At 51.2% G+C, this 25,646-nt stretch carries 25 protein-coding genes and 1 pseudogene; 12 read left to right on the top strand and 14 right to left on the bottom strand.

Annotated features, from left to right (window positions below; all coding sequences use genetic code 11):
* The first annotated feature begins 90 nt into the window (after window positions 1–90).
* From yacL to C2U43_RS21415, 5 genes are all read left to right on the top strand, one after another.
* Window positions 91–453: a protein YacL gene (gene yacL / locus C2U43_RS21435; RefSeq protein WP_020996227.1), complete on the top strand. Its 363-nt coding sequence runs from the start codon at window positions 91–93 to the stop codon at window positions 451–453.
* Window positions 454–633: 180 nt separating this feature from the next.
* Window positions 634–1,587, top strand: coding sequence for a 2-keto-3-deoxygluconate permease 1 (locus C2U43_RS21430; protein WP_008786218.1), 954 nt, complete (start codon window positions 634–636; stop codon window positions 1,585–1,587).
* Window positions 1,584–2,855, top strand: coding sequence for a D-threonate kinase (dtnK, locus tag C2U43_RS21425; protein ID WP_048236124.1), 1,272 nt, complete (start codon window positions 1,584–1,586; stop codon window positions 2,853–2,855). The genes C2U43_RS21430 and dtnK overlap by 4 nt, the downstream gene beginning before the upstream one ends.
* Window positions 2,845–3,828: a D-threonate 4-phosphate dehydrogenase gene (locus C2U43_RS21420; RefSeq protein ID WP_103285759.1), complete on the top strand. Its 984-nt coding sequence runs from the start codon at window positions 2,845–2,847 to the stop codon at window positions 3,826–3,828. The genes dtnK and C2U43_RS21420 overlap by 11 nt, the downstream gene beginning before the upstream one ends.
* 9 nt (window positions 3,829–3,837) lie before the next feature.
* Entirely contained in the window at window positions 3,838–4,605 is a 768-nt protein-coding gene (locus C2U43_RS21415; RefSeq protein ID WP_032942381.1) for a DeoR/GlpR family DNA-binding transcription regulator, read from the top strand.
* Between the two features lie 30 nt (window positions 4,606–4,635).
* Here C2U43_RS21415 and C2U43_RS21410 read toward each other — a convergent pair whose 3' ends face one another.
* Window positions 4,636–4,983 carry a YacC family pilotin-like protein gene (locus C2U43_RS21410; protein WP_032941691.1) on the bottom strand — a complete coding sequence of 116 codons (348 nt, stop codon included), beginning with the start codon at window positions 4,981–4,983 and terminating at the stop codon, window positions 4,636–4,638.
* A gap of 153 nt (window positions 4,984–5,136) precedes the next feature.
* Here C2U43_RS21410 and cueO point away from each other — a divergent pair, with 153 nt between their 5' ends.
* The 3 genes from cueO (at window position 5,137) to hpt (ending at window position 9,380) form a co-directional block, all read left to right on the top strand.
* Complete coding sequence (gene cueO / locus C2U43_RS21405) at window positions 5,137–6,753, top strand: multicopper oxidase CueO (RefSeq protein ID WP_048214925.1); 1,617 nt, start codon at window positions 5,137–5,139, stop codon at window positions 6,751–6,753.
* A gap of 183 nt (window positions 6,754–6,936) precedes the next feature.
* Window positions 6,937–8,592 carry a methyl-accepting chemotaxis citrate transducer gene (tcp, locus tag C2U43_RS21400; protein WP_048236121.1) on the top strand — a complete coding sequence of 552 codons (1,656 nt, stop codon included), beginning with the start codon at window positions 6,937–6,939 and terminating at the stop codon, window positions 8,590–8,592.
* A 251-nt stretch (window positions 8,593–8,843) separates the two neighbouring features.
* Window positions 8,844–9,380 carry a hypoxanthine phosphoribosyltransferase gene (hpt, locus tag C2U43_RS21395; RefSeq protein WP_003018658.1) on the top strand — a complete coding sequence of 179 codons (537 nt, stop codon included), beginning with the start codon at window positions 8,844–8,846 and terminating at the stop codon, window positions 9,378–9,380.
* 70 nt (window positions 9,381–9,450) lie between these two features.
* On the opposite strand, the gene can is transcribed toward hpt, so the two are convergent.
* Entirely contained in the window at window positions 9,451–10,113 is a 663-nt protein-coding gene (gene can, locus C2U43_RS21390) for a carbonate dehydratase (protein ID WP_103285758.1), read from the bottom strand.
* Between the two features lie 108 nt (window positions 10,114–10,221).
* On the opposite strand from can, the gene C2U43_RS21385 reads away from it, so the two are divergent.
* From C2U43_RS21385 to C2U43_RS21370, 4 genes are all read left to right on the top strand, one after another.
* Window positions 10,222–11,148 carry an ABC transporter ATP-binding protein gene (locus C2U43_RS21385; RefSeq protein ID WP_003829469.1) on the top strand — a complete coding sequence of 309 codons (927 nt, stop codon included), beginning with the start codon at window positions 10,222–10,224 and terminating at the stop codon, window positions 11,146–11,148.
* Window positions 11,145–11,915 (top strand): ABC transporter permease, encoded by a 771-nt coding sequence (locus C2U43_RS21380; RefSeq protein ID WP_008786229.1) that lies wholly within the window; start codon window positions 11,145–11,147, stop codon window positions 11,913–11,915. The genes C2U43_RS21385 and C2U43_RS21380 overlap by 4 nt, the downstream gene beginning before the upstream one ends.
* 103 nt (window positions 11,916–12,018) lie before the next feature.
* Entirely contained in the window at window positions 12,019–12,459 is a 441-nt protein-coding gene (locus C2U43_RS21375; protein WP_032942385.1) for a PTS sugar transporter subunit IIA, read from the top strand.
* Between the two features lie 61 nt (window positions 12,460–12,520).
* Window positions 12,521–13,750, top strand: coding sequence for a polysaccharide deacetylase family protein (locus tag C2U43_RS21370; protein ID WP_103285757.1), 1,230 nt, complete (start codon window positions 12,521–12,523; stop codon window positions 13,748–13,750).
* Between the two features lie 6 nt (window positions 13,751–13,756).
* On the opposite strand, the gene panD is transcribed toward C2U43_RS21370, so the two are convergent.
* The 12 genes and pseudogenes from panD to pcnB all read right to left on the bottom strand — a co-directional run bounded on the left by panD (window position 13,757) and on the right by pcnB (window position 25,591).
* Entirely contained in the window at window positions 13,757–14,137 is a 381-nt protein-coding gene (gene panD, locus C2U43_RS21365) for an aspartate 1-decarboxylase (protein ID WP_000621526.1), read from the bottom strand.
* Between the two features lie 95 nt (window positions 14,138–14,232).
* On the bottom strand, window positions 14,233–15,087 hold the full coding sequence (gene panC, locus C2U43_RS21355; protein WP_008786233.1) for a pantoate--beta-alanine ligase: 855 nt from the start codon (window positions 15,085–15,087) through the stop codon (window positions 14,233–14,235).
* A 78-nt stretch (window positions 15,088–15,165) separates the two neighbouring features.
* Window positions 15,166–15,960 carry a 3-methyl-2-oxobutanoate hydroxymethyltransferase gene (gene panB / locus C2U43_RS21350; RefSeq protein WP_008786234.1) on the bottom strand — a complete coding sequence of 265 codons (795 nt, stop codon included), beginning with the start codon at window positions 15,958–15,960 and terminating at the stop codon, window positions 15,166–15,168.
* A 116-nt stretch (window positions 15,961–16,076) separates the two neighbouring features.
* Window positions 16,077–17,297 (bottom strand): fimbrial protein, encoded by a 1,221-nt coding sequence (locus C2U43_RS21345; RefSeq protein ID WP_103285756.1) that lies wholly within the window; start codon window positions 17,295–17,297, stop codon window positions 16,077–16,079.
* A gap of 33 nt (window positions 17,298–17,330) precedes the next feature.
* Window positions 17,331–17,915: a fimbrial-like protein gene (locus tag C2U43_RS21340; RefSeq protein WP_103285755.1), complete on the bottom strand. Its 585-nt coding sequence runs from the start codon at window positions 17,913–17,915 to the stop codon at window positions 17,331–17,333.
* Window positions 17,916–17,926: 11 nt separating this feature from the next.
* Window positions 17,927–18,547, bottom strand: coding sequence for a fimbrial protein (locus C2U43_RS21335; protein WP_103285754.1), 621 nt, complete (start codon window positions 18,545–18,547; stop codon window positions 17,927–17,929).
* Window positions 18,548–18,561: 14 nt separating this feature from the next.
* Entirely contained in the window at window positions 18,562–19,128 is a 567-nt protein-coding gene (locus tag C2U43_RS21330; RefSeq protein ID WP_103285753.1) for a fimbrial protein, read from the bottom strand.
* A pseudogene (locus C2U43_RS21325) lies at window positions 19,115–21,724 on the bottom strand (outer membrane usher protein). The gene C2U43_RS21330 and the pseudogene C2U43_RS21325 overlap by 14 nt, the downstream one beginning before the upstream one ends.
* A 59-nt stretch (window positions 21,725–21,783) precedes the next feature.
* The gene (locus tag C2U43_RS21320; protein ID WP_008786240.1) at window positions 21,784–22,518 is read right to left on the bottom strand and encodes a fimbrial chaperone; all 735 of its coding nucleotides are present in this window, start codon (window positions 22,516–22,518) and stop codon (window positions 21,784–21,786) included.
* Window positions 22,519–22,696: 178 nt separating this feature from the next.
* Window positions 22,697–23,290 carry a fimbrial protein gene (locus tag C2U43_RS21315; protein WP_071446612.1) on the bottom strand — a complete coding sequence of 198 codons (594 nt, stop codon included), beginning with the start codon at window positions 23,288–23,290 and terminating at the stop codon, window positions 22,697–22,699.
* Window positions 23,291–23,650: 360 nt separating this feature from the next.
* On the bottom strand, window positions 23,651–24,142 hold the full coding sequence (gene folK / locus C2U43_RS21310; RefSeq protein ID WP_008786242.1) for a 2-amino-4-hydroxy-6-hydroxymethyldihydropteridine diphosphokinase: 492 nt from the start codon (window positions 24,140–24,142) through the stop codon (window positions 23,651–23,653).
* Between the two features lie 51 nt (window positions 24,143–24,193).
* Window positions 24,194–25,591, bottom strand: coding sequence for a polynucleotide adenylyltransferase PcnB (gene pcnB / locus C2U43_RS21305; RefSeq protein ID WP_204354956.1), 1,398 nt, complete (start codon window positions 25,589–25,591; stop codon window positions 24,194–24,196).
* Window positions 25,592–25,646 lie beyond the last annotated feature (55 nt).

Genomic DNA, 25,646 nt, shown 5'->3' with positions numbered 1-25,646 from the left:
CACTACGCTTTTTTTCTGCCGCGCTGCTGCGATAATTACAGCAAGGCGCAATGCGGTATTGGCGCATTGCCGGGAGTAGAGGAAGACATTATGGATTACGAATTTCTGCGCGATATTACCGGGGTGGTAAAAGTGCGTATGTCCATGGGCCACGAGGTGGTGGGGCACTGGTTTAATGAGGAAGTGAAAGAAAACCTGGCCTTACTTGATGAAGTGGAACAGGCAGCGCGTGCGGTTAAGGGCAGTGAGCGCTCCTGGCAGCGAGCAGGGCATGAATACACGCTCTGGCTGGATGGCGAAGAAGTGATGGTTCGCGCTAATCAGCTGGAGTTCTCTGGAGATGAGATGGAAGAGGGGATGAGCTACTACGACGAAGAAAGTTTTTCGCTCTGTGGTGTAGAGGACTTTCTTCAGGTTGTGGCGGCATACCGCGAATTTGTGCATCAATCCTGAGATATTTCAGATATCAATGAAGCCGGGTGAGACAAACCCGGCTTTTTTTTCGTCCGAATGATTATTTGATTTTTATTAATCATTCAAAAACTGTGATCTGCCGCGTTTGTGATCTGATTTTGATTGAATATAATCGTTGTGATTTTATTTAATCACAACATAACAACAGGCGGGAAGACCATGAACATCAAGAAGGCAATAGAACGCGTACCCGGCGGCATGATGGTTGTGCCGTTGGTTATCGGTGCCATTATCAACACTTTTGCCCCGCAGGCGTTGCAGATCGGTGGATTCACCACGGCTTTATTTAAAAATGGCGCGGCTCCCTTGATTGGCGCGTTCCTGCTCTGTATGGGGGCGGGAATTAGCGTAAAGGCGGCGCCGCAAGCTTTGCTACAAGGCGGCACGATTACGCTGACCAAGTTACTGGTCGCGATTGCAATTGGTCTCGGGGTTGAACACCTGTTTGGCGCGGAGGGCATCTTTGGCTTAAGCGGTGTTGCCATTATTGCGGCAATGAGTAACTCCAATGGCGGGCTTTACGCGGCGCTGGTTGGCGAGTTTGGCAATGAACGTGATGTCGGTGCGATCTCCATTTTGTCTCTGAATGACGGACCTTTCTTTACCATGATCGCGCTGGGCGCGGCGGGTATGGCAAATATTCCTATCATGGCGCTGGTGGCGGTTCTTGTTCCGCTGGTGGTTGGCATGATCCTCGGTAACCTCGACGCTAATATGCGTGACTTCCTGACCAAAGGTGGTCCACTGCTTATTCCTTTCTTTGCGTTTGCACTTGGAGCCGGTATTAACCTGGAAATGCTGCTGCAAGGCGGTCTGGCGGGCATTCTGCTGGGCGTGCTGACCACCTTTGTGGGCGGTTTCTTTAACATTCGTGCCGATCGTCTGGTTGGCGGGAGTGGTATTGCTGGTGCTGCGGCATCCAGTACGGCGGGGAACGCCGTCGCGACGCCACTGGCCATAGCACAGGCCGATCCCTCGCTGGCAGAGGTTGCCGCTGCGGCAGCGCCGCTGATCGCTGCGTCAGTCATTACAACCGCCATTCTGACGCCAATTCTTACGTCGTGGGTCGCGAAAAGGCAGTCTCGTCAGGCCGTGCAGGAGAAGAAAGCATGAAAATGATCGTTATCGCCGATGACTTTACGGGCTCTAACGATACCGGCGTACAGCTGGCGAAAAAAGGGGCGCGTACCGAAGTAATGCTGACCCCAGCGCAGAAACCGTCGCGCCGCGCCGATGTTCTGGTCATCAATACGGAAAGCCGGGCGATGCCGGCAACGCAGGCCGCCGCGGCTGTACAACAAGCGTTAGCGCCATGGTGTGAGGGCGAAGCAATACCGCTGGTATACAAAAAAATAGACTCGACATTTCGTGGCAATGTGGGGGCTGAAGTCACTGCAGCCATGCGTACAGCCGATCGGACGCTGGCCGTGATTGCGGCGGCAATTCCTGCTGCCGGGCGCACCACGCAGGATGGCTTGTGCCTGGTCCATGGTGTGCCGCTGCTGGAAACGGAATTCGCCAGCGATCCAAAAACGCCTATTCACTCTTCGCGTATTGCTGAACTGGTCGCGCTGCAAAGCGATGTCCCTGTACATGAGGTGTCGCTGGTGGATGTGCGTCGGGGAAGTTTGAGTGCGCTGCTGAGTGCTTTTGCAAAAGCCGGCGAATGTATGGTGGTGGTGGATGCCGTGGAAGAGCGAGATCTCGCGCTCATTGCGCAGGCGGTTTGTGAGCAAAAACAGATGCCGCTGCTCGTAGGGGCTGCGGGGCTTGCCAATGCGCTACCGGCCGCAACGTTTATGCAAGAAAAGCAGGAATTACCGGTGTTGGTTGTGGCTGGCTCAATGAGTGAGGCAACGCGACGTCAGGTGGAAAAAGCAGTGTGTCAGGGGCGGGCAAAAGTCGTTGATATCGATGCCGCGCGGTTGGTTGCATCGTCATTTGCACCGGAAATGGACTCTGTTATTGAACAGGCTTGCGCGCAACTGAGCCAGCAGCAGCACACGATCTTACGCACCAGTCGATGTGCAGAAGACCGGGACATGATCGACACGCTGTGTTTCAACGTGGGGATGAGTCGCCAGCAGTTGGGAGAACTGCTGAGTCAGCGTCTAGGGGAGATAACGCTGCGCATTATTGAACAAGCACGTATCGGCGGATTGTTCCTGACCGGAGGCGATATTGCCACGGCGGTCGCCAGTGCGTTGGGTGCAGAAGGGTATCGCATCCACAGTGAGGTCGCCCCGTGTATTCCGTGCGGAACGTTTGTGAATAGCGAGATTGACGACTTGCCGGTTATTACCAAAGCGGGTGGATTCGGTTCTGATACGACCCTTTGCGATGCGCTGTATTTTATTGAGGAGATGTACCGTGGTAACTAAAACAATTGCGATTACGATGGGAGATCCGGCGGGGATTGGTCCGGAAATTATTGTTAAAGCGCTACGCGAAGATGAACTTAATGGTGCACCGCTGGTGGTGGTTGGGTGCCTAAAAACGCTGCAGCGGTTACAGGCTCAGGGGCTGGCTGACGGAGTAACATTTCGCGCTATTGAACAGGTCGCCGATGCCAGATTCACGCCAGATACGATTCATGTGATTGATGAACCGCTGGCGCAGCCTGACGAACTGGTCCCTGGTACAGTGCAGGCGCAGGCGGGCGATCTGGCCTATCGCTGTGTGAAGCGGGCGACTGAACTGGCGATGAAGGGGGATGTACATGCCATCGCGACCGCGCCGTTGAACAAAGAAGCGCTGCATCTCGGCGGACACAATTATCCTGGACATACCGAACTGCTGGCAACGCTAACCGAAAGCCGCGACTATGCGATGGTGCTGTACACCGATAAGCTGAAAGTTATCCATGTTTCGACGCATATCGCTCTGCGCAAATTCCTTGATACGCTCAATGGGCAACGTGTCGAAACGGTGATTGGTATCGCCGATACCTTCCTGAAGCGCGTAGGCTTTGCACACCCGCGTATTGCCGTTGCGGGGGTGAATCCACATGCCGGAGAGAATGGCCTGTTTGGCGATGAGGAAATTCGTATTGTCGGACCCGCGATTGAGAATATGAAAGCGAAGGGGATGGATGTTTACGGTCCGTGCCCTCCGGATACCGTGTTTTTACAGGCTTATGAAGGTCAGTATGACATGGTGGTGGCGATGTACCACGATCAGGGGCATATCCCGCTGAAATTGCTGGGTTTCTATGATGGTGTAAATATCACAGCAGGTTTACCGTTTATTCGTACCTCTGCCGATCACGGTACGGCATTTGATATCGCCTGGACGGGAAAAGCAAAATCTGAGAGCATGGCCGTATCGATCAAACTGGCAATGCAACTGGCGTAATTTACTGTTATGAAAGGGCAACACCGTCTGGATAAGATTGTGGCGTATTTGAAAAATCATACGCTGGTTACCGTGGAACAGTTGGTTGACGCGGTTGACGCCTCTCCAGCAACGATCAGGCGCGATCTCATCAAGCTGGATGAACAGGGTGTGATCAGCCGCAGCCACGGCGGTGTTGCGTTACGACGCTTTGAAGCGGCGCAGCCAACCACAAACGAAAAGCAACTGCGATCGCCTGCTGAGAAACGGGCGATTGCGCGTTTTGCCGCCTCAATGGTGCGTGCGGGCGATGCCGTGGTGCTTGATGCCGGTACCACAATGCTGGAGCTGGCAAAATGTCTGACGCATTTGCCGCTGCGAGTGATTACCGTTGATCTGCATATTGCCCTGTTTTTGTCAGAATTCCGTCAGATAGAGGTGACGATCGTCGGTGGACGCATCGATGACAGCAGCCAGTCCTGTATTGGTGAGTTTGGCCGGAAAATGTTGCGCAGCGTCTATCCTGATATTGCTTTTATGAGCTGTAACACCTGGAGTATGGAAAAGGGTGTAACCACGCCAACGGAAGACAAAGCGGGATTAAAGCAGGAAATTATTGCGAATGCCCAACGGAAGGTATTGCTGGCGGATAGCAGTAAGTACGGCGCACATTCGTTATTTAACGTCGCGCCGCTTAGTTGCTTTACCGATGTTGTTACCGATGTGAATCTACCGCCAAACGCGCAGGCTGAATTAAAAGCGCAATCCGTTGCCCTGACGCTGGTACAGCCAGAGTAACTGCACTCTCAACCCTGATTGCGCCGGAGATTATTTAACGTAGGCCAGCAGGCTCAGAGAGTCACGCGCCAGCGCTTTGCATTTCTTTGCTGTTGGGATGCCGATACCGCTGAGATCGCGGTAGCTGTCTTCACCCAGCGCTTTCATATTGAAGGTGTCGTAATTACTCAGGTCCCACTGGTTTTGCTGGGCAAAAAAGACCAGTGCGCGACGAATCTGCCCATTAGGCAAATTCTGGTATCCACAGTCATTTTTCAGAAAAACAAAAACTGCCGTTAAATCGGCCATATCTTCGGCTTCGGACTCGCTGAGCGCGTAGCTATTTGCGCATACGGCCATCAGGGTGCCGAACAAAACTGTTCTGAAAAACGTCTTCATTGCTTCTACCACTGCATCACGGAATTTAAACGTTAGCATACTGCGAGCGAAGCGACGACCTTTATTATTAGCCGTTCACTTGACCTTCCCGTAAGGGGAAGGCTTATGCTTAAAAGATAGCCTGCTTAAGCTGCTGAATATAAGGAAGTGATTATGCAACGTCGTGACTTTTTAAAGTACTCCGTGGCGCTGGGCGTCGCGTCAGCGTTACCTCTGTGGAGCCGGAGCGTATTTGCCGCAGACCGCCCTGCATTGCCCATTCCTGACCTGTTAACCGCGGATGCCTCAAACCGTATGCAATTGGTGGTGCAAGCCGGAAAATCGAGCTTTGCTGGTAAAACAGCGACGACCTGGGGATATAACGGCAATTTACTCGGACCTGCGGTCAAGCTGAACAAAGGGCAGTCGGTGACCGTGGATATCCATAACCAGCTTGCCGAAGAGACGACGTTGCACTGGCACGGTCTGGAAATCCCCGGTGAAGTCGACGGTGGGCCGCAAGGCATTATCCCGGCGGGCGGGAAACGTTCAGTGACCTTCACGCCGGATCAACGGGCGGCGACCTGCTGGTTCCACCCGCATCAGCATGGAAAGACCGGTCGTCAGGTAGCGATGGGACTGGCCGGACTGGTGCTGATTGAAGATGAAGAGATTCGCAAGCTGATGCTGCCTAAGCAGTGGGGCATTGATGATGTGCCGGTGATTATTCAGGATAAACAGTTCTCTGCTGATGGGCAGGTTGATTATCAACTGGACATCATGACCGCCGCAGTCGGCTGGTTTGGCGATACGCTGCTAACCAACGGGGCGATTTATCCTCAGCATGCCGCACCGCGTGGCTGGCTGCGTCTACGCCTGTTGAATGGTTGTAACGCACGCTCACTGAACATTGCGGCCAGCGACAATCGTCCTTTGTACGTCATTGCCAGCGACGGCGGACTGTTGGCGGAACCGGTAAAAGTGACCGAGCTTCCTATGCTGATGGGCGAGCGCTTTGAAGTGCTGGTGGATGTCAGTGACGGCAAAGCTTTTGATCTGGTCACTCTGCCAGTCAGCCAGATGGGGATGGCGATTGCGCCATTCGATAAGCCGCACCCGGTGATGCGCGTTCAACCGTTGCTGATTACCGCTTCCGGCACGCTGCCAGATTCGCTGACATCCATGCCATCGCTGCCATCACTGGAAGGTCTGACGGTGCGCAAGCTGCAGCTGTCGATGGATCCGATGCTCGATATGATGGGCATGCAAATGCTGATGAAGAAATACGGCGGTCAGGCCATGGCGGGTATGGATCATGGGAAGATGATGGGCCATATGAATAATGACAATATGGGCCACGGCAATATGAATCATGGCAATATGAACCACGGTGAGATGGGGAATATGCAGCATGGCGACATGGGCAACATGAAGCATGGATCATTCGACTTCCATAATGCCAACCGGATTAATGGTCAGGCATTTGATATGAATAAACCGATGTTTGCCGCGGCGAAAGGTCAGCACGAACGCTGGGTGATTTCCGGTCAGGGCGACATGATGCTGCATCCGTTCCACATTCACGGTACGCAGTTCCGCATTCTGTCTGAGAATGGCAAAGCGCCTGCCGCACACCGCGCGGGATGGAAGGACACTGTGCGGGTAGAAGGCGGCGTGAGCGAGGTGTTAGTGAAGTTTGACCACGACGCGCCAAAAGAGCATGCCTATATGGCGCACTGTCATCTGTTAGAGCATGAAGATACCGGGATGATGCTCGGCTTCACCGTCTAAAAAATTACGCTGTGCTTATCCGGCCTGCAGAAATCTCTCGTAGGCTGGATAAGACACAGTCTCTTTACAGCGTTTCACCGCACGACTCCCTCCTCCTGCAAATTCTGCTATTGCACATAAAGTAATCGCCTTTGAAGCCGATAATCATTGGGTACCCAATGTGAGTTCAATGGATGAAATACTATGATTAAAAATGTGCGTGTTATTACCGGCATTCTTCTGGTTCTCGCCATTTTCTGTTTGCTACAGGTCGTGACAGGAAGCTTTTTTTATTCTGCGGTAAACAATGATCGCCATAATTTCCAGAACTCAGGCACCCTGAATGCCCAACAGGAAAATCTGAGTGATAGCGTCAATACGCTGATTAAAACCCGAGTAACGGTAACCCGCGTAGCAATTCGTTTCTTAAAGAATCAACGCGATCCGGCCTCACTGGCGGCCATTGATACTTTGCTAAAAACGGCGAGTGAGTCGATGAAGAAGGCTGAGGGATACTTCGCGCATTATCAGTCATTGCCGCAGGTGTCGGGGCAGAATCCGCAAATTGCATCTGAAATGGAAAAACAGTATCGGCAGATGCACGACGTGATGGCGTTATCGATAGAGTATCTGCGCGCGAATAACTATCAGGCCTATGGCGATCTTGATGCTCAGAAGGCGCAGGATGAAATGGAAGCCAGCTATGACCAGTGGCGTAACGAAAACAACGCGTTGCTGCAACACGCGGCGGCGGAGAATCAGCACAGCTTTACCCGCATGCAATGGACGTTAGGGGCAATTGTCGTCGCTGTGCTCATCGTTCTGGGCATGATCTGGAGTGGGTTGCAGCATATGCTGCTTAAACCCCTGGCGCAGATCATGGAGCATATCCGCATTATTACCCGTGGTGATCTGACCCATCAACTCGACGTCCAGGGACGTAATGAAATGGGACGTTTGGCGACGGGCTTAGATGAAATGCGACAGTCGCTGATTTCGACAGTCACGTCGGTGCGTAACAGCTCAGAAACGATTCATAGCGGCGCAACGGAAATCTCATCAGGTAACAACGATCTGTCTTCGCGTACTGAGCAGCAGGCTGCTTCACTTGAAGAGACAGCCGCCAGCATGGAACAGCTTACCGCGACCGTGAAGCAAAATACGGACAATGCGAAACAGGCGACTCAACTGGCTAAGAATGCGTCTGATACTGCCGCTCGTGGTGGACGGGTTGTTGATACTGTCGTGCACACGATGAGTGAAATTGCCGGTAGTTCACAGCAAATTGCGCAGATCACCAGCGTTATCGACAGTATTGCTTTCCAGACCAATATCCTGGCGCTCAACGCGGCGGTTGAGGCTGCCAGAGCAGGAGAGCAGGGACGTGGATTTGCTGTTGTGGCGGGTGAAGTCCGTACCCTGGCAAGCCGTAGCGCTCAGGCAGCCAAAGAGATCAAAGCGTTGATTGATAACTCAACCCACAGCGTGGGGATGGGATCTCAGCAGGTGTCGGACGCGGGTAAAACGATGAAAGAGATTGTCGCAGCGGTCACCCGCGTGACGGACATCATGGGGGAAATCGCCTCAGCCTCGGAGGAACAGAGTCGGGGGATTGAGCAGGTGAGTCTCGCGGTCTCGCAGATGGACAGTGTCACACAACAAAACGCCGCGCTGGTAGAGGAGTCTGCCGCTGCAGCCGCTTCGTTGGAACAACAAGCTGAACAGTTACGCCTGGCCGTGGCGGCATTTCGCATCACTCGCGATGCCTCCAACAGTGAGCATCGAAAACCACCTAAGGATACTCCACGAGCGACCTCTGCGGGGAGTTCGCCACAAGATCCACACTGGGAAACGTTTTAGCCACAGACTGCCGTGCACTCCTGGTTTTGATTAATAAGCGTACAAAAAACGACGCAAACGGGTTCTCCTGTGAACTATCGGAGGAACCCGCTCTCTTTACTGGTATACTTCATCAACTGAATTGTTTGTATGCTGTCGCAAGTTTTGTGGTTAGAGCGGGTCGCCGTCTGTCAGTCGGTGTATCAACGTAAGCGCTTTCTTTCGATCTGCATGATGTGTCAACTGATAAAAATCAGTGAGTTATAGGGTTTATGAAACATACTGTTGAAGTGATGATCCCGGAAGCGGAGATCAAAGCGCGTATTGCTGAACTGGGGCGCCAGATTAATGAACGTTACAAGGACAGCGGCAGCGATATGGTGCTGGTTGGTCTGTTACGTGGCTCATTTATGTTTATGGCGGATCTGTGCCGTGAAGTGCATGTCTCTCACGAAGTCGATTTCATGACGGCATCCAGCTACGGTAGCGGAATGTCTACCACGCGTGATGTTAAAATCCTGAAAGACCTGGATGAAGACATTCGTGGCAAGGACGTGCTGATTGTCGAAGACATCATCGATTCCGGCAATACGCTGTCCAAAGTGCGTGAAATTCTGAGCCTGCGTGAGCCGAAATCCCTGGCTATTTGTACGCTGCTGGACAAACCTTCTCGTCGTGAAGTGAATGTTCCGGTCGAGTTTATCGGCTTCTCAATTCCTGATGAGTTTGTGGTCGGTTACGGCATTGACTATGCCCAGCGTTATCGCCATCTGCCGTATGTTGGCAAAGTAGTGCTGCTGGACGAGTAATTGGCTGGAGCGCCTGATGGCGCAGGTTTGTAGGCCGGGTAAGGCGTCGCCGCCTCCCGGCAATGTCACATTATTTATGGTTGCTGTATTTCTGACTTAGGTTAGACAACCCCTGGCGATAGCGCTGTTCCAGCGTTTCGCGGCTGGTGGCGGTGACGTCGAGATCGCGCAGCAGGCCATCATGAATACCGTAAGCCCAGCCGTGAATGGTCACTTTCTGACCGCGCTTCCAGGCTGAACGCATAATGGTTGAGTGGCCCAGGTTATAGACCTGTTCCATGACATTCAGTTCGCACAGGGTGTCCATACGACGTTCCTGCGGCATTTCGCCCAGCAGTGAGCTGTGTTTGAACCAGATATCGCGGATGTGCAGTAACCAGTTATCAATCAGCCCCTGTTCTTTATTTTCAATCGCCGCCTGGACGCCGCCGCATCCATAGTGGCCGCATATAATAATATGTTCCACTTCCAGCACATCCACCGCATACTGAACCACTGAGAGACAGTTCAGGTCGGTGTGAATAACCAGATTGGCAACATTGCGGTGAACAAATAATTCGCCCGGTTCAAGACCGGTCAATCGTTCAGCGGGAACGCGGCTATCGGAACATCCAATCCATAGAAAACGCGGATTCTGGGCATGCGTCAGCGTTTCAAAAAATCCGGGATCTTCTTCTATCAGCATCTTTGACCATAGTGCATTGTTGCTGATGAGTGTATCTATGTCTTTCATGGAGTAGCACGACCCGAAGCCAGATAAATTCGATGGGCTAATATAGGGTAACTCCATCATTATTTAAACTATATATAAAATGTCAGAACGTAAGGTAAGTATAAAAACATGACCATTGCTCTGGAACTTCAACAACTTAAAAAAACTTACCCCGGTGGCGTTCAGGCGTTACGCGGGATAGATTTGCAAGTCGAAGCGGGTGATTTTTATGCGCTTTTGGGACCGAATGGCGCAGGAAAATCCACCACCATTGGAATAATCAGCTCGCTGGTGAATAAAACCTCCGGGCGGGTGAGTGTCTTCGGATACGATCTTGAAAAAGATACGGTTAACGCTAAACGCCAGCTTGGCCTGGTACCGCAGGAGTTTAACTTTAACCCGTTTGAAACCGTGCAGCAGATCGTGGTCAACCAGGCGGGTTACTACGGTGTTGAGCATAAAGAAGCGGTCAAACGCAGCGAACTATATTTAAAGCAGCTCGATTTATGGGAAAAACGTAACGAGCGCGCGCGCATGCTGTCTGGTGGGATGAAACGTCGTCTGATGATTGCCCGTGCGCTGATGCACGAGCCGAAATTACTCATTCTGGATGAACCAACGGCGGGCGTCGACATTGAGCTGCGTCGTTCAATGTGGGGCTTTTTAAAGGATTTAAACGACAAAGGCACCACCATTATTCTGACCACTCACTATCTCGAAGAAGCGGAAATGCTGTGTCGTAATATCGGCATTATTCAGCACGGCGAGCTGGTGGAAAACACCTCGATGAAGAGTCTGCTCTCCAAGCTGAAATCCGAGACCTTTATCCTCGATCTGGCACCAAAAAGTCCGCTGCCGAAACTGGAAGGTTATCAGTACCGACTGGTCGACACTTCCACGCTGGAAGTGGAGGTTCTGCGTGAACAAGGGGTCAATAGCGTCTTCTCTCAGCTGAGCGCGCAGGGCATTCAGGTATTGAGTATGCGTAACAAAGCGAACCGACTGGAAGAACTGTTTGTTTCTCTGGTGCATGAAAAACAAGGAGATCGCGCATGATGCAGCTTTACTGGGTTGCGCTGAAAAGCATCTGGGCGAAAGAGATCCACCGCTTTATGCGTATCTGGATCCAGACTTTGGTGCCTCCCGTCATCACCATGACGCTCTATTTTATTATCTTTGGTAACCTGATCGGCTCGCGTATCGGCGAAATGCATGGCTTTAGCTACATGCAGTTTATTGTGCCGGGGCTGATTATGATGGCAGTGATCACCAACTCGTACGCCAACGTGGCCTCGTCGTTCTTTAGCGCCAAGTTTCAGCGCAATATCGAAGAGCTGCTGGTCGCCCCGGTGCCGACGCACGTGATTATCGCCGGTTTTGTCGGCGGCGGCGTGGCGCGTGGCCTGTGCGTAGGCATTCTGGTGACGGCTATTTCACTGTTCTTCGTGCCGTTCCAGGTGCATTCCTGGGTCTTTGTGGCGCTCACGCTGGTGTTAACGGCGGTACTATTCTCGCTGGCCGGTTTGCTGAACGCAGTCTTTGCAAAAACCTTTGACGATATCAGCCTGATCCCCACCTTCGTGCTGACACCGCTGACCTATCTGGGTGGCGTGTTCTATTCGTTAACGCTGCTGCCGCCGTTCTGGCAGGGACTGTCGCATCTGAACCCAATTGTCTACATGATTAGCGGCTTCCGATACGGCTTCCTGGGTATTCATGATGTTCCGCTGGTCACCACGTTTGGCGTGCTGGTGGTGTTCATTGCGGCGTTTTACTTGCTGTGCTGGTACCTGATTCAGCGCGGACGCGGCCTGCGTAGCTAATTCTTTCTTCCTCTCCTGACTCGGGAGAGGAAGACTTTTGATGCTTATCACCATTACCGATTTATCACCCTGATAAACTACTTGCCTGCTAAGGAGGTAGGCAATGTTAGGTTGGGTAATTACCTGTCATGACGATAAGGCACAGGATATGCTGCATCGTCTGGAGAAAAAGTACGGTCCGTTGGAGCAATGTCAGGCGGTAAGTTTCTGGCGTGGGCTCAGCTCGAATATGTTAAGCCGCATGATGTGCCATGCCCTGCATGCTACAGACTCTGGTGAAGGGGTAGTATTCCTGACGGATATGGCCGGGGCTGCGCCTTACCGTGTGGCTTCGTTAATGAGTCATAAACATCCCCAGTGCGAAGTGATTTCAGGTATCAGCTATCCATTGCTTGAGCGAATGATTTCGTCACGGGAATCGCTGAGCAGCTCTGCGTTTCGCGATTGCATCGTCGCGCTTGGCGGCCCCGAAGTCTCCAGCCTCTGGCATCAACAACAAAAAAATCCCCCCTTCGTGTTGAAGCATGATTTGTATGAGTATTAATCATTGGTATTGATGATGCTTTTGCTACAATAACCGAGGTTTCTCGCCTCGGTTAAATCATATGGTTATGCGCGTTCTGTTTGTTCTGTTGCTCCTGTTTTCTGGTGGCGTAGGTGCGGCCTTGCCCGCTCACTATATGCAAACCACGGAAGATGCGGTGATCTGGGCGCATATTGGCAATAAGACGGAGACTGTCGGTAATTTACGCGCGGGACAGATTATTGCCGTTGAACCGGATGCAAAGGATTACTACACCTTCAACTTCGGCTTTGGCAAAGGCTACATCGACAAAGGGCACCTGGAACCTGTGCAGGGGCATCAGCGTGTGGAAGACGGCCTGGGTGACTTAAATAAACCGTTGAGTAACCAGAACCTGATTACCTGGAAAGATACCCCGGTCTATAACGCGCCGGACGTAGGCAGTGCGCCGTTTGGTACGCTGGCTGAGAATCTACGTTACCCGGTGCTCAGTCGGCTGAAAGACAGACTGAATCAGACCTGGTATCAGATTCGCATCGGCGAGCGGCTGGCCTATATCAGCGCGCTGGATGCTCAGCAGGATAACGGTATCCCGATTCTGACTTACCATCATATTCTGCGCGATGAAGAGAACACGCGTTTTCGTCATACCTCCACCACCACATCAGTGCGCGCGTTCAGTAATCAGATGACCTGGCTGCGAGATATGGGCTATACCACGCTGACGATGTATCAGTTAGAAGACTACCTCAATAATCGCGCAAACCTTCCGGCGCGTTCGGTCGTTATTACGTTCGATGATGGCCTGAAGTCCGTTAGCCGCTATGCGCATCCCGTCCTCAAGCAGTATGGCTTTAAGGCGACGGCGTTTATCATTAGCTCACGTATCAAGCGTCACCCGCAAAAGTGGGATCCGAAATCGCTGCAGTTTATGAGTATTTCCGAGCTGGAAGGGATTAAAGATGTTTTCGACTTCCAGTCGCACACCCATTTCTTGCATCGGGTGGATGGCCAGCGACGACCAATTTTACTCAGCCGTAACTATCACAATATTCTGTTTGATTTTGAACACTCCCGTCGGGCGCTCGGGCAGTTTAATCCGCATGTGCTCTATCTTTCCTACCCGTTTGGCGGCTATAACGCGACGGCGGTGAAAGCGGCGCATGACGCTGGTTTTCATTTGGCGGTGACGACGGTGAAAGGGAAGGTGAAGCCTGGCGATAACCCGATGTTGCTAAAGCGGCTGTATATCCTGCGGACGGATTCGCTGGAAACAATGTCGCGGCTGATAGTCAATCAGCCGCAGGGGTAAGGGCTGTCAGGCGACCTGTACCGGAATGGCTTTTGCAGTACGTTTCATTTCGTTGTCGCCTTCGAAATAGGCCACTTTCGGACGCCATGTACGGGCTTCTTCGTCAGACATGGTGACGAAGCTGGCGATAATCACAATGTCGCCAACTTCAGCACAGTGCGCCGCTGCACCGTTCACCGAGATGATTCTGGAGCCGCGTTCAGCCGCAATGGCATAGGTTGAGAAACGTTTACCATTGGTCACGTTCCAGATATCAATAGCTTCGTTTTCCAGAATACCTGAGGCATCGAGGAAATCCTGGTCGATGGCGCAGGAGCCTTCGTAATGCAGGTCCGCCTGCGTGACTTTTACGCGGTGGAGCTTGCCTTGCAGCATGGTGCGAATCATAACTTCTATACCCTGTCGTTTACCTTGGCTAAGCAGGCGCGACTGGCCTGCTTTGAGAAATCTTCAGGCAGTATTGCCCGATTTTTAACCCCTGTCTACTGGGCTAATGTAACGCTTTGATTATCGATCAGACGAGCCTGACCCAGCCATGCTGCGGCCAGAATCACCGCGCGTTTACTGGTTTCAGTCAACTCCAGCAGCGTGTCGGCATCACGAATCTGAATATCGTCGGCGCGGAAGCCTTTTTCATTCAGTTCTTGTTCGGCAATGGTAATAATTTCTTGCAGCTCACGATTACCCGCAATCAGCTTTTCAGCGATACCGTTCATCACGTTGTGCAGGCCTGGCGCAATTTTACGCTGTTCCGCCGTTAGATAACCGTTACGTGAGCTGAGGGCCAGACCGTCTTTGGCGCGAATAATCGGTACGCCAACGATCTCAATGTCATAACCCATGTCCGCTACCATTTTGCGGATCAGCGCCAGCTGTTGGAAATCTTTTTCACCAAAGCAGGCGATATCGGGTTGGATCAGGTTAAACAACTTGCTGACGATAGTGGAAACACCACGGAAGTGGCCTGGACGGCTGGCGCCTTCCAGCATGGTAGAGAGGCCGGGAACATCAACGAAAGTCTGACCTTCCAGACCCTGCGGGTAGATCTCTTCAACGGCCGGAGCAAAGACATAATCGACTTTACGCTTGTTCAGCTTTTCGCAATCTTCCTGCAGGGTACGCGGATAGCGCACCAGATCGTCCGGTCGGTCAAACTGCATCGGGTTAACGAAAATGCTGACGAACACCACATCAGCCCGCGCTTTTGCTTCATCGACCAGTTTCATATGGCCGTCGTGCAGGTTACCCATGGTGGGAACCAGTGCGACGCGTTTGCCTTCCTGACGCAGACGACGAATATGCTGGCGTAGCAGCGGCAAGGTTTCAATGATTAACACGACAAGACTCCTTGAGTTGCCTGAGGTACCGTAGGCCGGATAAGACGCGTAGCGTCGTCATCCGGCACGGTCAGAAAATTAGTGGAAGCTGTGCTCTTCGCCCGGATAAACGCCGGACTCCACTTCAGCCATATACTGCCGCACTGCGGCGCGCATGTCGCCTGCTTCATTGAGGAAATTCTTCGCAAATTTCGGGATATGGCCACCGGTAATGCCAAAGGCATCATGCATGACAAGGATTTGCCCGTCGGTGACGTTGCCGGCGCCGATACCAATCACCGGAATCGACAGCGCTTCAGTGACGCGCTTCGCCAGTTCAACCGGCACGCACTCCAGCACCAGCAACTGAGCGCCAGCGGCTTCTAAGGCCAGCGCATCATCCAGCAGTACCTGCCCGGCGTCGCCGCGGCCCTGAATTTTATAGCCGCCGAAGATATTCACCGACTGGGGCGTTAATCCCAGATGACCGCAAACCGGCACCGCGCGTTCGGTGAGCATTTTCACCGTATCCGTAAGCCAGGCGCCGCCTTCGATTTTGACCATATTAGCGCCCGCGCGCATGACCACCGCAGCGTTTTCAAACGCCTGCTCCGGAGTGGCATAAGCCATAAACGGTAGGTCGGAGAGTAGCAGACAATTCGGTGCACCGCGACGCACGGCTCGGGTGTGGTAAGCAATGTCTTCAACGGTGACGGGCAGGGTGGAGTCGTGCCCCTGTACCGTCATGCCCAGCGAATCACCGACCAGCATCACGTTGATGCCTTCATCGGCAAACAGCTTAGCGAAGCTGTAGTCGTAGGCGGTGATAGTCGCGAAGCGCTTTTTCTCTTGTTTGCATTTCTGCAACACAGCGATAGTGGTGGGTTTGCTCATAACCTCTCCGGCCATAATATTGATGAATATAATGGCCGCATTGTAGGGGAATGAAGCAGAAAAGCGTTAGCCCTTTGTGTGTATTCCCGGCAGCGAAAGCCGCCGGATTAACGCGCTTAGGGATAGTCGATAGTGAAGCTGCCCGTCGCTTTGAACTCGCCGGGTTTGATGGTGTTGCTACCGTCTTGTTTCAGCGTTGCTCTGAAATTCAGAATCTGATCGGGGTTACCGATATTGCTATAAGTATAGTCTTCCATATTCGTAAACTTATAAACGGAGCTGGAGTTGTTTGGCATGATCGTCATCCAGTCGCTGATGCTTGCTGGGTTCTTCTCGCCGGCAACCGTCACGCCAATACCGCTGGCGGCACCAGATGTTAAAGTATTACCCAATAATGCGTTGTCACTGCTGCCTGTTATTGTTGATCCTAACTTCACTTCGACATTTTTAATGTAGGTACAGTTACTTAATTTTATTGAAAAGTCTTTTGTCACACCGTCGCCTTTCAGTTCTTCTGCGTTGCGACTACCAAAAGGCACGGTAGATCCTGAAACACCTTCACCTGTAACGGCAGTGGCGGTACATGTTGGGTAGTGAATCGTTATTGAACCTGGACTGATGACGTAATCAAGGTAGTGGTTGCCACCACCGATACTGGTGTCTGAAAGCTTAAATCGGAAGTTGTAACCGGTACTTGTTGGAAAGGTAACGTTAACTGCTGATGTGGTTGGCTTAAATGTATCATCAGCATAAAGATGGAATTTAATCCACAGAACAATTCCCCCCATTTCAAAATAACCTTTCTTCCATGCGATTGAATCACAGTAAGTGGAGAAACCTGCATAAGAAGTGCTGAGGAAATTCAGATCAAAGGACTTATAATCCGTACCACCGCCGTTCCAGTCAACCCAAAATGAACTCCCTGGGTAATAGGCGGTGCCAAAGTTAATCTTGGTAATTTCCATACCAAGATACAAACCCGTAGTATTTGTTTTCCATAATGGATTGCCGCTATCATTTTTAATACCCGCACTTTGAAAACCATGATAAAGGTTTACACTATGAACATCGTGGTTATAGTTACAATTAAGCCCATGCTTGGGATCAAATTCTGTCGCACCAGAAACGGCAAGTTCGCGTAAGCCTGATTCTGTATGGGCGGCAACTGAAGGGAGCAGGTTCCATGAGAATGGAGCTGAGTAGTCTTGTACATCTCCATATTCTATACCTCCTTGATATGAGGTCGCTTGCCCAATATAGACAGACCAGGCATAAGCGTTGCTGGCTCCTAACCATAAAAATAGAGATGATATTAAAAGGAGTATGTTTTTTTTCATGGCTAATTTCCCTATTAATGGTCGTTCCGAATTTTATTGGTAGGTGACATTGACAAGTACATGGCTACTTAATTCGCCGAGGGTAACCGTTTCGGTACTCAGGATTTTCTGCATCCGTGAATAAAAGGTCCAGGTTGTATCGCTATAATCTGTAGCGGAAAATATCGCCCTTGACGAGCCGTCAGTATTCAACACATTTTGACGTGGTGAATCTGTGGTGAAAATCACTACTCCTACATTTGCCACACCGCCCGAGGTCTGAGTTAGATCATTCGCAAATACCTGCTGATTGCCCTTCGCAAACTGGCCGCTTTGGGGGGTAAAGTTAAAGGTAACATTAGTGATGGCTCCGTCACTGATTGGACAATTCAGAAGTTTAATTGAAAACTCTTGACCGCCTTCATAATCAGTTTCCGCAGTAATGCCGTCGGCAAAATAGGCGGGACCTACGGTTGCGAAATTTACCGTTCCACTGCCGTTAATCTCTAACTGGCAGGTATCCTTCTGCACGGTGGCGGTGAAATCCACGTTGGTGTCGGCATACAGCGGCGCGACAACCAGGGCTGTTGCCAGCCCCGGAATTAACGCGGAGAGTGTGAATCTACGCAAACGCATCATGGTGATTACCGTTACTGGTAAGTAATGGTGAAAACAGTATTGCTCAGAAAATCACCCGCAGTTATCTGAGAAAGGGTTGTTACTGGGCTGGATACCGGCACCAGACGCGCACTTAACGGATAATCGACAGGGGTGGTAGAGGTCGCGGTTGAGAGGTCGATAGTTTGCTCGCTTGATGTAGGGTCGCCACAGTTGAACTGGATGCTATCTGTGCCAGCAGGTGTTGCTGTTGACCATATCTCCATACCGGTTTTACCTGCTTTGGTTGCTGACGTTGAGTTGTTGGCAAACTCAGGGTTCTTGGAATTTGAACCGGTGCACAAGGTGTTTGACGAAGCAATTCGCAGTTTTGCCGTTTTATCTTTTAACCCTGCGCAGTCGCTAAAGCGTAGGTTAAAGGATTTCGATTTGCTTTTTGCGAAAACTTCCGAGACATACACGTCGCCAAGACCAATCGTAGCGGTGGCGGTCTCACCGTCAAGCACTGATGCCGCACAGGTACCGGCGGTGATATTTGCCTCTACGGTTAAGTCCAACTGTGCAGTACCGTCAGCCTGCGCCATGGTGGAAACGCCCGCCCCCATCGTTGCCAGTGCGCCAATCATTAACCCGCGCAAAAGTTGTTTTTTCATTATCATCGTCCCTGTTATTGATAAGTGAAGGTGAAGGTCGCTTTAGAGCTGAATGCGCCGGTGGTACCTGCGCCATCCGTCAGTTCGCGCAGTGCCACTGTCATTTCGACGGCATTGTTAGTACGTTCTTCAGTGGTCCAGGTGAAGGAACCAGAACCTGGCGTCATATAGGTTTCATCACTGACGCTTTTACGTTTAAAGCCCATACCGATATTGGTGGCGGCGCCTGAATCAGCGGATTCATTTTTAATGAAGTTACCGCTGGCGGAGGTCGAGGTTGCCAGTGCTGTGGTGATACTGGTCAATGAACCGGCACAATCGCTGGCGACGAACTTAAAGTTCTTCTGCGATTCCGCTGATTTCTTAATGATCTTATCCAGACCAACATCGCCCACAGTTAGCTTATAGCCGTTGGTGGCATCGCCAGAAACCGATGAGCCATCCAGGGCGGCAATGGTCATGCTGCAGGTAGTGGCCAACACGGTGGCGGTGAAGTCGACGTTAAGTGTTTCCGCCTGACTGGCCAGCGGAAAGAGTACCGCGAGTACGGAGGCAGCTAAAAAGCGCTTATTCCTTTTCATTGGGGATTCCATTTGTATTGTGGTTAATGACACGACACGTAATGTTGTCTAACAGTAGGGTCTGGCTGGTGCCGACCGTTTGTTGCGTTGCTGGCAACTGGAAGGTTGCCGTACAGGTTGCGGGCTGGTTATTTTCAAACCAGCGCACCGTAAGTTCGCCGTTATCGCTAATACCGCGGACAAAAGCCTGGCCGCCCTGGCCCATATTGCCGATCTGTACATTGTTCTCATAAACTTCGGCGCCGAATGGGATCGTCTGGTGATCGCTGCGCGTCATGTTGAGAATGGCTGAACGTCCTTCATCGGTTTCGAAACTGGCGAAAACGACCGCACCATCGCGTGGTACCAGTGTGGTACTGGTGCTCTTCAGCTCGACGTCGTTATCCATCGTGTCGATGTCGAGATTGACCTGGTTTTCCCGGTAGGCCGTCAATGAGTTCGTTGCGCCATAACCCCAACGATCAATTGTGCTGCTTCCTCCGTTAATCCGAGCGCCTTTAGCGCCAGGCGCTTTCACCAGCACAATGGCATCGCTGTTGCCAAAGTTGTCGTTGGTAAACGTTAAACCACCGCTGTGCAACACAAAACCGCCGTCAGTGGAGAGCGAATACTGACGGTTACTGTCGTTATTCGCCGAGGCGGATGCTGAAAGATCTCCCCATGGGGACTGATAGCTGGTATATCCACCAATATCGGAGATGTTTTTCCCCTCTTTTTGCATGGTATAGCCTGTATTCACGCTGTAGTTCAGCTTATTGTCTTCGCTGCTGCCGCTACTGTTCATGCTGAGCTGGTGCCCACCGTTAAAATCGGTACGCATCTGGGTGCTCAAGTTGCTGAATCCTGAGCGGCGACGTTCACCACCCAGCAGGTTCTCCAGCGGAATATTGAAGTTGATATAAAGCGAATCATCCTTATCGCCTTCTTCATCCCAGGTGCGCTGCAGGTTGATACTCATGCTGCCCTAGGAAAATCCTTTGCCATAACCCAGGCTGTAATCGCTGCGACTCTCGTTGCTTGCCCAGTAGTCGGTCCAGGTGGCTGACAGATAAAATGAACCGTAATCAACCTCAGCGGACTGCAAAGGTTGGTTCATGCTGACGGTGACCTGATTCTTCATACGCGAGAAGTTATTCATGGTATTGCGTTCAGCGTCAGTACCTTTGAATTTGGCATCGTCGATTAGCTCTAGCGCGTCATTCAGGCCCAGGTAGTCTCGCGTCGAGTAGCGATAGGCCGCGACGTTGAACGACGTATCGGTCGCCTCAATCAGTTTGTTCCAGGTCAAGCGATAGCTTTGGCCTTGATAGGTATCGTCGTCAGGGATATCTGCGCGTGAATGGGTAACGTCAACCGCCAGTGCGCCAAAGGGTGTATTCAGACCCAGACCGAGGAGTCCAGCGAAATAGTCGTTGTCCGTTGCCTGAATACCGGTGTAGGCCGTCAGAAAGTTGTTCAGACCGTAGTAGTATGAGCCCTGCGCCAGGTTTGGTTTGTCATGAAGTTCGTCGTTATTGACTTCCCCGACGCTCACGTCCCAGCGTCCGACGCCCGGGCGCTGCATCTGCATGACCGAAGAAAACGGCTGGGAGAAAGTACGTTTACTGCCATCAGCTTCTTCGATGGTGACGATCAGGTCGCTACCGTAGCCGGAAGGGCTGATATCGTTGATCTCGAAAGGTCCCGGCGGAACGGTCGCTTCATAAATCTTATAACTGCCCTGAGTCACGGTCACTTTGGCGTTAGTGTTGGCGACGCCGCGGATAATAGGCGCATAGTTAGCCAACTGTGAAGGCAGCATACGCGTGTCGCTATACAGACGTGCCCCGCGGATGTTCACCGAGTCAAAGGTTTCGCCAGTGGTATAGGCTTCGCCGACAATCAGCTGTGAGCGTAGTGCCGGGAGGTCGCGCTGCAGATAACGGTTCTGGTATTCGAAATTGCTGCCGCCGTCCTTCGCCCAGTTGTAGTTACCACTGGCACGAAGACGCCATGCACCGAGATTGATGCCCGTATTAAATGCAGCATACAAGCTATCGCTGTCAGTATCGTGGTTGGTGCTGTGGTAGCCGTTAAGGGTATAGGAAAACAGGGCTGCCGGGATGCCGCTTTCCCACAAGGAGGGTTCGACATAGCCAGAATAACCTTTAATGAGCCACGCCTGAGGAACGGAGATATCCAGGCGCTGCTCACCCATATCAAAGCTTACGTTTGACTGCTCGATAAGTGCAGGTAGGTTTAAGCAGTCATCCCCATCTTCATCGCCTTTTTTCAGAATAGCGTGTTCGTTGCCGATCTCAGGCTGCTTTATGTGCAGCTGTGCCAGATTCTTCGATGTCAGGCAGGCTTGTGCGCTATTTTTACCGACATCAACAAAGGGTAGGGTCAGGCTTGCTACTGATTTCTCGTTGACGAAAACTTTCACACTGTAGGTTCCCGCTGGCGTAGGGTTGCCGTCGGAATATTTACTGATATCGATACTAGCCGCGCTACTTCCCATTAAAAATGAGCTGTCGTACTCGACGCTTTCTGCGGCAAAACCGGGCTGGCTGTAAAGCAGTGCACAGCACATCGCCAGTAGCGTTTTTTTCGGCATCGATTCGGTATAAGGAAAGTTTTGCACCGTCTTTTGCATCCTGCGTTTTGATTAATCGATTACAGTGAAACAGAGCCTTCGATCATGCCGCCATAATCGTTAATGGCGTGGTAGTCCAGTTTGCCTGATACGGTATTTTGTAGACCTTTGACGTTAAAAGAGGCATTGCTCAAAGGCGCAACCATGGTGGCATCAACGGTATAGCGCTTCCCGCCAACCGTAACGACAGCATCATTAAATGAAACGTAGTAAGGTGTTGGGTTATTAACCTTTAGCGTCGTATGGCCTTGTTCATTCCCCATCTGCCACTTCAACTGTTTGGTGGCTTCTGCAGGCGAACCCTGTAAACCGGCAGGGCGGTAAAACAGTTTGATACGAGTGCGGAAAGCTAACTGCAGCAAACTTTTGTTTTCTTCTTTGTTGGCGTCTGCTTTTGGCGGTACTTCCAGCACGTTAAACCAGAACACGCTTTCACGGTCTTTTGGCAATGCTGTGGTTTGGGTAAACATAACTTTCACGGATTGACCGTGCTTTGGTTCTATACGTGAAACGGGAGGAGTGGAGACGAATGGGGCCTTAATACTGCCAGGATCGGCATTATCATTCCCGAGATCAATCCAGTTTTGCACCAGCAGCGGTCGGGTACCTTTATTTTCCAGGCGGATACTGACATCTTTTTTATTTTCATCATAAATGATGCGCGTGCCGGAAATGATAATATCGGCATGACTGGTATTACTCAATAAGCTTCCTGCTAGTACCAATGTGGTAAGCGTTTTCTTAAAATTCAACATGAGCATTCCTTGCCAGTGGATGATTTGGTGTTCTTAATTTAAGAAACGAGGTGCGATAGTAATCGTAATTCTCACCTCGTTATTACAAGCTGTGTTAATGACAAACGGTGTAATAATTCCGGTTAATGCTATTAACGCGCTTTTTTGTATACTTATTTCATCAGTAAAGCGTTAATGCTTACTGATAAGTAAAGGTATACATTGCGTTAGTGGTAACGTGACCTGGGGTTACGTCATCACTCAGTACCGCTTTCACATAGGAAGCTACAAAGTGGTAGGTAGCGATTTTGCTGGCATCGAAGGTGGCTTCGTGAACATCTGCACCGTCAACTTTCATCAGCGTTTTGGTGTCTGCATCGTGAATCGCGATGTTTACGTTTTTCGCAGCAGCCATACCGGCGGCAGTCAGGTTGGTGTCATTATCCAGCGTGCCTTTGGTGTTACCAAAAGAAGAGACCATTGACAGACTGGCCTTAGTTCCGGTGGTCACTTCGGATGCATCTTTACAGTTCAGAACGATGGAGAAAGGTTCTGCTTTTGCGCCGTAAGTAGCATCAGCGACTTCAGTGGTGATATCCGCCGGGGTTGCGGTTTCCAGATAGATGTTGCCATCAGTGGATTCATCACCACGGCTGGTGGAAACGACTTTAGAACAGGTTGTAGCACTGACTAAACCGTGAAAATTAAGCTGACCGCCTTCTGCATCCGCTGCCATTGCTGAAGTTGAGCCCATTGCCATAACCATAGCTGCTGCCAAAATTGCTTTTTTCATTACTGTATCCTTACAGGATTTGAAATATTAGATAATTACTACTTTGCTATATTAAATAGCAGGGGCATATTCTAGCGGTTAGTAATGTTTTGTAAAATAACTTGGGTCTATGAGTTTTATAAAATCATTTTATTTCAAAATTATTGTAGGAGGGCTTTCTTTGTTTTTTGAAATATATTTTTATGGGATATAGGTTTGTGTGATAAAGCGCAAGGAACAAACAACTACTGGTCTTTAATAATAATTGTTTTGCATGGATGATGTCTGAGCAGTATGTTTTAATTAGATTTACTGAAAGGAAAATGTAGTTTAATTAATTTGAGTGAGGCTTTTCATAATTAATTTTATTATATAACGCGGTTACCATTGCGCCGGACGAGGAGTGGTTTGCTGGATGAAAAACGCAAGTGGTTGTTTATCGTCTGGAAAGATAAGATCCGGCGCGATTTCAGCGAGCGGCCACAGCATAAAACCACGGTTTTTCATGTCGTAGTGCGGTACGGTCAGACGTTCGGTGTTAATCACTTCATCGCCAAACAGCATAATGTCGAGGTCCAGCGTTCGTGGTCCCCAGCGTTCGGCTTTGCGTACCCGGCCCTGCTGTAACTCAATGCGTTGGGTGTGATTGAGTAATTCTTCCGGCGCAAGGGTGGTTTCCAGTGCGACGGCGGCGTTCAGGTAATCGGGTTGATCCTGTGGGCCTAATGGTGGCGTACGGTAAAATGAGGAGACAGCCACGATTCGGCTGTCAGGGATTTCACCGATCGCTTTCACGGCAGCATTAACCTGCTCCAGAGGGGAGGCTAAATTACTGCCGAGGGCGATATATACCCGTCGTTTTTCAAGCTGCATCTGTGTCACCACCTTGATGCGACTCGAAATTTGTTGGGTATACGTGATAGGTCATGCGGAGCCTTCACGGCGTGGCGCGCGTTTACGCGGGCGACGATGGCGACGACGTGTGTCTGGCTCTTCATCCAGCTCGTTCAGCATGCCTTTTTGTTCTGGCGGCGCAGAAACCTGGAATTCACCCCACCATTTCGCCAGTCGCTGCAATTCCGCGTTGTGTTCGACTTCTGCACGCAGCGCTAACAGGTCGTAAGCTGCGCGGAACTTTGGATGCTCCATCAGCTTCCAGGCGCGTTTACCCTGGCGACGCGACATACGTAACTGCAACTGCCAGATATCGCGGGTCAGTGAGGTCAGACGTTTCGGGATCGCCAGCGAGCGGCAGGCTTCGTCCAGCACGTCGTTCATTGCCAACGCGAAAGCGTCGTAATAGGCCAGACCGCTTTCTTGCGCAATTTTCTGTGCGGCTTCCAGTAACGGATACCAGAACATGGCAGCAAACAAGAACGCCGGGTTAACGCGCATATCATTGTGAATGCGGTTATCGGTATTCTTCAGTACCTGGGCAATGATGCGTTCCATTGGGCTGTCACCGTCTTCGGTGAAGTAGCGCGTAATGGTTGGGAACAGCGGTTGGAACAGGCTGTACTCACGCAGTTTTTTATAGGTTTCGTACCCATAGCCCGCCTGTAACAGCTTGAGCGCTTCTTCAAACAGGCGTGCAGGAGGAATATCGTTAAGCAAGGTTGCCAGACGTGGGATCGGCTCTGCGGTTTCCGGGCTGATACGCATGTCGAGCTTGGCGGCAAAGCGTACGGCGCGCAGCATACGCACGGGATCTTCGCGATAGCGCGTTTCCGGATTACCGATCAGGCGAATGATGCCCTCTTCGAGATCCTGCATTCCCCCAACGTAATCACGTACGGTGAAATCGGCCACGCTGTAATACAGGCTGTTAATCGTGAAATCGCGACGCTGTGCATCTTCTTCGATGGAGCCGAAGATGTTGTCACGCAGCAGCATACCGTTTTGCCCGCGCTGCGATGTTGTGCGATCGGATTCGCTGCCTTCATGATGGCCGCGGAACGTCGCAACTTCGATAATTTCAGGGCCGAACATGACATGGGCCAGACGGAAACGGCGACCGACCAGGCGACAGTTACGAAACAGTTTGCGTACCTGATCCGGCGTTGCGTTAGTGGTGACATCAAAATCTTTCGGCTTTTTGCCCAGCAAAAGATCGCGTACACCACCGCCAACCAGCCATGCCTCGTATCCGGCCTTATTGAGCCTGTACATTACCTTCAGGGCATTTTCACTGATATCTTTGCGGGAGATAGAGTGCTGCTCACGCGGAATTACCGTCATATGTGGACGGGCGACGGCGAGCTCAGCCTCGCGCTCCTCGCGGCTTAGCACCTTGCGGCAAAAATTAGCGACTCGGGTAAAAATAGTGCACCTCGGTAGTGTCAAACTTCAATCAGAACAAGTGTTGCTGTGTAAAAAT

The organism is Citrobacter freundii complex sp. CFNIH9 (assembly GCF_002903305.1).
Classification (GTDB): domain Bacteria; phylum Pseudomonadota; class Gammaproteobacteria; order Enterobacterales; family Enterobacteriaceae; genus Citrobacter; species Citrobacter portucalensis.
Note: the sequence above shows the minus strand (reverse complement) of the source record. Positions and strands in the feature narration are given on the sequence as shown.